Source organism: Bacillus sp. 05T22 (genome assembly GCF_056396765.1).
The window spans coordinates 22979-29575 of record NZ_JBFTMC010000044.1; the positions used below are offsets into that span (position 1 = coordinate 22979).

Sequence of the window (6597 nt, forward strand, 5' to 3'; positions counted from 1 at the left end):
TTATGTGTAATTGACAGAAGGAGGAATGTATGTGAGTCAGACAGTAGAAACATTATTTTCTATTTTTGATTCTTCTACCGTAATTTTACGTAAAGAATTGGATGTAACATATTTAGAAGCGCTTGTGGAAACAGGGGATAACCTGTTTGAAGGGGCGATTCTGCAAGAAGAATTATCTGAATCAACAATTGAACGGTTGAATCGTGAATATAGTAAGTTTAATGAAGAAACATATAAAAGCGAGGAAATTCGCAAAGCATTTCAGCTTGCCATTTTAAAAGGAATGAAAGATGGCATACAAGCCAATCATGAAATGACGCCTGATGCAGTTGGGATGTTTATGAACTATTTGTTCCAGAAATTTATGAAGGATCAAAAAGAAATTATTGTTTTAGATCCTGCTATTGGAACAGGGAACTTAATGACGACAATTTTTAATGGTGCCCAAGAAGGTACAACGATAAGCGGATTTGGTGTAGATGTGGATGATTTACTTGTTAGACTTGCTTTAGTGAATGCGAATTTACAAAAGCAAGCAATTGAGTTGTTCAATCAAGATGGACTAGCGCCGCTTTATATTGACCCAGTAGATGCTGTTGTTTGCGATTTACCGATCGGTTATTATCCAAACGAAATCGGTGCAAGTGAATATACTTTAAAAGCAGATGAAGGCATGTCTTATGCACATCACTTATTTATTGAACAAAGTGTGAAGCATACAAAAGAAGGCGGCTATTTATTCTTCTTAGTACCAAACTTCATTTTTGAAAGTGATCAAGCACCAAAACTTCATGCTTTTATTAAAGAAACAAGCTTTATTCAAGGGCTATTACAGCTTCCTGTTTCCATGTTTAAAAACGAGAAAAATGCAAAAAGTATACTTGTTCTCCAAAAGAAGGGGCCGGATGTAACGATGCCAAAACAGGCGTTATTAGTGGAATTACCTAAGTTTTCCAATATGAAGGCGATGGAGAATATAATGACTCAATTAAATAGCTGGTTTGCAACACATAAGTCATAACATATGTAACAGAGGTATTGATTAATGTAATACAGTTTTGTGTTATGTGTAGGAACTTTTAATGTATACAAGATAAAACTGAATTTTTTTGAAATCTGTAATATATATTTTTTCTTGGTGTTACAATTTTTTCACTTGAAATATATGTCGGACGATGTTTAAATTAAACTCGTGAGTATAAAATTTACTGAGAATGAAACGTTTTCATATTTGGTAAATTTAATCAGATAAAATCGAGCGGTTTGTGGTCTCATCCACACAASTACCAAGAGAAAAAGGGGCGAAAGACTAGATGTCAAAAATCATCGCGATTAATGCAGGAAGCTCTTCATTAAAATTCCAATTGTTTGAAATGCCAAGTGAGAAAGTATTAACAAAAGGTTTAGTAGAACGTATCGGTTTAGAAGATAGTATCTTCACAATTACTGTGAACGGTGAAAAACAAACAGAAGTTACAAATATTCCAGATCATGGAGTAGCAGTTAATATGCTTCTTAACAAATTAACTGAAAATGGAATTTTGAAATCTCTTGATGAAATTAGTGGTATTGGTCATCGTGTTGTACACGGCGGTGAAAAATTTGATGATTCTGCTGTAATTACTGACGAAGTATTAGCAGAAATTGAAAATTTAAGCGAATTAGCACCACTTCATAATCCAGCACACGTTGTTGGTATTAAAGCGTTCCAAGCAGTACTTCCGAACGTACCAGCAGTTGCAGTATTTGATACAGCATTCCATCAAACAATGCCGGAAGAATCTTTCTTATACAGCTTACCATATGAATACTATGAGAAATACGGCGTTCGTAAATACGGTTTCCACGGAACTTCTCATAAATATGTAACACAGCGCGCAGCTGAATTATTAGGTCGTCCACTTGAAAGCTTACGTTTACTTTCTTGCCACTTAGGTAACGGTGCAAGTATTGCTGCTGTAGAAGGCGGAAAATCTATCGATACTTCTATGGGCTTCACTCCACTTGCTGGTGTAACAATGGGTACACGTTCTGGTAACATTGACCCTGCGTTAATTCCATACATTATGGAAAAAACAGGACAATCTGTAGAAGAAGTTCTGAATGTATTAAACAAGAAAAGTGGTATGCTAGGTCTTTCTGGATTCTCTAGTGACTTACGTGACATCGAACAAGCGGAAAAAGAAGGAAACCACCGTGCAGAAGTAGCGTTAGATGTATTCGTAGGACGTATTCATAAATATATCGGTTCTTATGCAGCTCGTATGAAAGGTGTAGACGCAATCATCTTTACAGCTGGTATTGGAGAAAACAGTGCTCTAATTCGTGAACGTGTATTAGAAGGCCTTGAGTTTATGGGAGTATACTTCGATCCAAAACGTAACAACATTCATGGCGAAGAAGCATTCATCAACTTCCCACACTCTCCAGTAAAAATTATCGTAATTCCAACTGACGAAGAAGTTATGATTGCTCGTGACGTATTACGTCTTGGAAACATTGGTTAATATATGTAAAAAAGACGGGATCCTATAGGATTCCGTCTTTTCTTTTTGTGGCAACAAATTTTGTTAGTCCATTTGGATACAATACTTTTTCTTGGTTCAGAAATGCTGTAATCGGAATCCACGTCGCATATGTATTGGGTTCTCCGTCTATAATAGGAATTGTTTTGATCTCATAAAGCGATGTATCTACAAAATGAAGAGAATACAATTGAATGATCTCATGGCCGATTTCTTCGTTTGAGTAAAAGATATTTTCAAGACATCCTAAGTAAGTTGTAATTTCTACTTGTGCATTAAGTTCTTCCTTAAATTCACGAATCACTGTTTCATCTGATTTCTCTCCAAATTCAATAGAACCGCCGAGTGGTCTGTAATACGTTTCGCTTTCCGTAAGATACTCTTGAACGAGAATTCGTTCGTTGTGAAGTACAATTCCAAATGCCTTTGCGCGTGGGTACATATAATCCCCCCATGTACTGGATAAATATATGTTTAGTCTATCAGATTTACAAAGAGAAACCGGAAATATGTTACAATAGAAAAAAATTGAGCGAGGTGGTTGTTACGATGCGATCAAAGCGAGAACAAGCCATTTTACAAGAGGTTAAAAATTGGGAAACGCAATTGTTAGAACAGGAGTCTACCGATTTTCAAAAGATGTTTGATAAGTGGTTGCATGCTTCAGTTGCGAAAGTTTCAGAGAAAAAGCGAAAAGAGTTTTTTGCAAAAGCGGACGGAGGGTTATTCCATCTCCATGCATTGATTCAAAGCTCACAATCACAACTTGATGCACGGAATCGTATTTTAGGAACGGCACGATTGTTTGATGAATCGATTGAACAGTTGGAAGAATTGAAAGAGTTATCCATAGATCAATTAACATATATAGCCGAGCAGCAGACGGCGCGTCATCGTTTATATTCTTTCGTGCAGGGAGGAGCAACCGGAGTAGGTGGTTTGTTATTATTGACAGCTGATTTCCCTGTCATGATTGCGTTAAATGTAAAGGCGGTTCAGCTTATTGCAACATCGTTTGGTCATGATGTGAACAAGCCTTATGAAATGATGCTCGCTTTAAAAGTATTCCATGCTGCGTTGTTGCCAACAAGGCTTCAGCAATATGCTTGGTATAACTTGCTTCAGGAGTTAGAACAAGAAGATTTGTTCTTTTATGAAGGGGAAGAAAAAGTGTTAAAACCAGCTTCTACAGAAGTGGTGTTAAAACAAATTTTGAAGACTTTTTCTATTTATGCGCTTCGTCGTAAACTCTTTCAAGGTATTCCTGTGTTAGGAATAGCGATTGGCTCTACGGTGAATTATCGTCTAACGCGGAATGTAACAGAGTTTGCAAATAGATTCTACCAAGTTCGTTACATATTAGAGAAAGAAAAAAGAGCATGAAAAAAGCGAGAGGCAGAGGCCTTTCGCTTTTTAGTTTGTTGCATGTTGTTTTGACATTGGAATAGATACTGTTTTCTTTTCTGTTTTTGGATAATAAATTAAATCCAATGTTTTTGCCTGCACGGCAATTGAAAGAATAGTAAAAGCAATTTCTGTCCAATTTAAATAATATAATGAAAGTGCAAGTACGATCGCATCAAAGACGAAGAAAATCTGCCCAATTGTAAAGTGAGTTCTTTTACTTAGTACAATTGTTAAAATATCGTCTCCGCCGGTTGCACCACCAAATCGTAATATAAAACCGAGTCCAATCCCAGCTAGCGCGCCGCCAAGTACTGCGGCTATCCATAAATGATTTGACAAATCTACTGTAAATGGAGAGAAATTTTCCATTAAAGAATAGAACACTCCGAATGAAATCGAACCCATAAATGAATAACCAACCATCTTCTTACCTAAAAATGTAGCACATAATAAAATGACCGGGATATCCATCAATACAGTTGAAATTGACGGTGAAATATCAAAAAAGTTTTGGATAAATAGCGCAATTCCTACAAAGCCACCTTCAGTTAAGTGGTTTTGGAAATGAATGTGATATAGTGCTGCTGATAAAATAAATGAACCGATTAAAACCATAAAAATTTCTTTAATAATTTGTCGACTTTGGATGTTCCTCATCGTTATTCCTTCTTTCCGTAGTTAGTAGTTCTTTTCATCTTGTAAACTAACTACGAGCCCATGTAGCCTTTAGTTAGTTTACATCAAACTAACTATGCTATATGTCGCTGAAGAAATAACGAATAATCCTCTCGTCCATCAATTCTCCCTACTTTCGTTTTAGTTTAAGTCTAAAAACGACTAAACAAAACTTGGAGTAGGATTTGTTATTTAGCAATCCTGCCCTCTTCTTTGTTTTGTTTAGCAATTATCAATGGGACTTAAACAAAACGCTATGTGTAAGAAGAGTCTTTTCGTTGCCAAATTATCCTTCGGGCAATCATAATTTCCCCACTCTCGTATTTTTTTCGCTAGACTAAAGGATCTGAGCTGAAAAAATACGCTACGTGTAAGATTCGTCAATTCGATGCCACATGCTCCTTCGAGCGATCATGATATCTAAATCCTTTCTGTAAAAGATTTTATATTATTATATCATACTTTCAAAAAATGTATGCGGATGGAAACCGACAATAAACGAAGAAAAACCTACATAATTTGCGGTTTTATAGCGATTGAATTTTCATTCTTATATATTTTTGTAGAATAGTCTTGTTTGTTCAGGATTCATAAGTAATAAGTAGGTAGTAATCGTGAGAGTGACGACAAGTTATGAATAAGGAATAGGGGGTGAACATAAGGTGGAATTTTGAATCATGGCGAGACAAAATTATTCTTTTTGCTGATTTGTATTGCTTTTATCTGTTTTGTCTTTAAAAAAAGCCTCCCAACTAATTACACTAAGAAAAGTGAGAATAATAATGACAAAAGCATTCATGAATTTGATGCTCCTTTCAAAATCTATTTTATTCATTATATGGTATAAATGAGTAAATTTACAAAATAAAAGAGATAAAATGAATTTCATTTTATCTCTTTTTGTTTGTATTCACTACATACTTAATGCTTTTTTACCCATATAATTGTAGCTGCTGATAAATTTACTTTTTAGAATTTTAGCCCCTTTGCCACGTCTAAGAGGATCATTAATATATACATAATCATTATCATACCCAGTGACTAATACTACGTGCATATCAAAGTCAGCTTGTATAACTTTCCCTGATAAGGTTTTCCAACTCTGAGGGGATACCGGATGTGAAAAAGATGCTGTAATCCAAGTTACAACCGGTTTTCCTTGTGCTAATAAACGCTCAATTTTAGAAAAATCAGAGCCTGATAAATCGATACCGCTGTTTGTATAACGATCTAATAATCTTTTTAATGGTGCGGGGTCAATAGAATAACCAGGAGATGCGCCTGTTACATCTCCAACAAATCCAACTGAAGGATCTCCCCACGTTAAAATAGATCCAGCACTTTTTATCATGGGTGTAGAATCAACAGGTAATTGTTTAGCTAGTGTTAGCTTGTCTACATTATGTCCGTGATATTTTAGCATCATTGTCATTGAAACAACTTCGCATCCATTATGTAGCTCAGGTAGTTGGAAAATCATCGGAGCATCTAAATACACAGATTCTTTTTTCATTACTCCATCTTCATATAAGTAATACCATTTTCCGCTATCTTGGATCCATCCAGTAGCCATATTCCCGGCATTATGAAGATAATACCAGTCAACTCCATCAAAATACCATCCAGTAGTCATTACGCCATTAGATTGAAGAAGGTACCAAGAGCCGTTAATTTTTGTCCATCCAGTAGCCATATTCCCGGCATTATGAAGATAGAACCAGTTAACGCCATCGAAATACCACCCAGTAGTCATTACACCATTAGGCTGAAGAAGGTACCAAGAGCCGTTAATTTTTGTCCATCCAGTAGCCATATTCCCGGCATTATGAAGATAGAACCAGTTAACGCCATCGAAATACCACCCAGTGGTCATTACACCATTAGGTTGAAGGAGATACCAAGAGCCGTTAATTTTTGTCCATCCAGTAGCCATATTCCCGGCATTATGAAGATAGAACCAGTTAACGCCATCGAAATACCACCCAGTGGT

At 36.0% G+C, this 6597-nt stretch carries 6 protein-coding genes; 3 read left to right on the forward strand and 3 right to left on the reverse strand.

The genetic code is table 11. From position 1 onward, the window contains the following. The first annotated feature begins 31 nt into the window (after positions 1–31). Together AC1DIT_RS14650 and AC1DIT_RS14655 are read left to right on the forward strand one after the other, a co-directional pair. On the forward strand, positions 32–1021 hold the full coding sequence (locus AC1DIT_RS14650; RefSeq protein ID WP_016116629.1) for a class I SAM-dependent methyltransferase: 990 nt from the start codon (positions 32–34) through the stop codon (positions 1019–1021). A 292-nt stretch (positions 1022–1313) separates the two neighbouring features. After that, complete coding sequence (locus AC1DIT_RS14655) at positions 1314–2507, forward strand: acetate kinase (RefSeq protein WP_016116628.1); 1194 nt, start codon at positions 1314–1316, stop codon at positions 2505–2507. Between the two features lie 22 nt (positions 2508–2529). Here the strand turns inward: AC1DIT_RS14655 and AC1DIT_RS14660 are convergent, their stop codons facing one another. Further along, the gene (locus AC1DIT_RS14660) at positions 2530–2967 is read right to left on the reverse strand and encodes an NUDIX hydrolase (protein WP_016116627.1); all 438 of its coding nucleotides are present in this window, start codon (positions 2965–2967) and stop codon (positions 2530–2532) included. A 107-nt stretch (positions 2968–3074) separates the two neighbouring features. On the opposite strand from AC1DIT_RS14660, the gene AC1DIT_RS14665 reads away from it, so the two are divergent. After that, positions 3075–3908, forward strand: a complete 834-nt coding sequence (locus AC1DIT_RS14665; RefSeq protein ID WP_016133281.1) for an EcsC family protein — start codon at positions 3075–3077, stop codon at positions 3906–3908. Between the two features lie 30 nt (positions 3909–3938). Here AC1DIT_RS14665 and AC1DIT_RS14670 read toward each other — a convergent pair whose 3' ends face one another. Both AC1DIT_RS14670 and AC1DIT_RS14675 read right to left on the reverse strand, forming a co-directional pair. Then, positions 3939–4589 (reverse strand): YitT family protein, encoded by a 651-nt coding sequence (locus tag AC1DIT_RS14670; RefSeq protein WP_016133280.1) that lies wholly within the window; start codon positions 4587–4589, stop codon positions 3939–3941. A 931-nt stretch (positions 4590–5520) separates the two neighbouring features. Continuing rightward, positions 5521–6597, reverse strand: a 1077-nt coding sequence (locus tag AC1DIT_RS14675) for a C39 family peptidase (RefSeq protein ID WP_476998258.1), incomplete at its 5' end; no start/stop codon positions are given.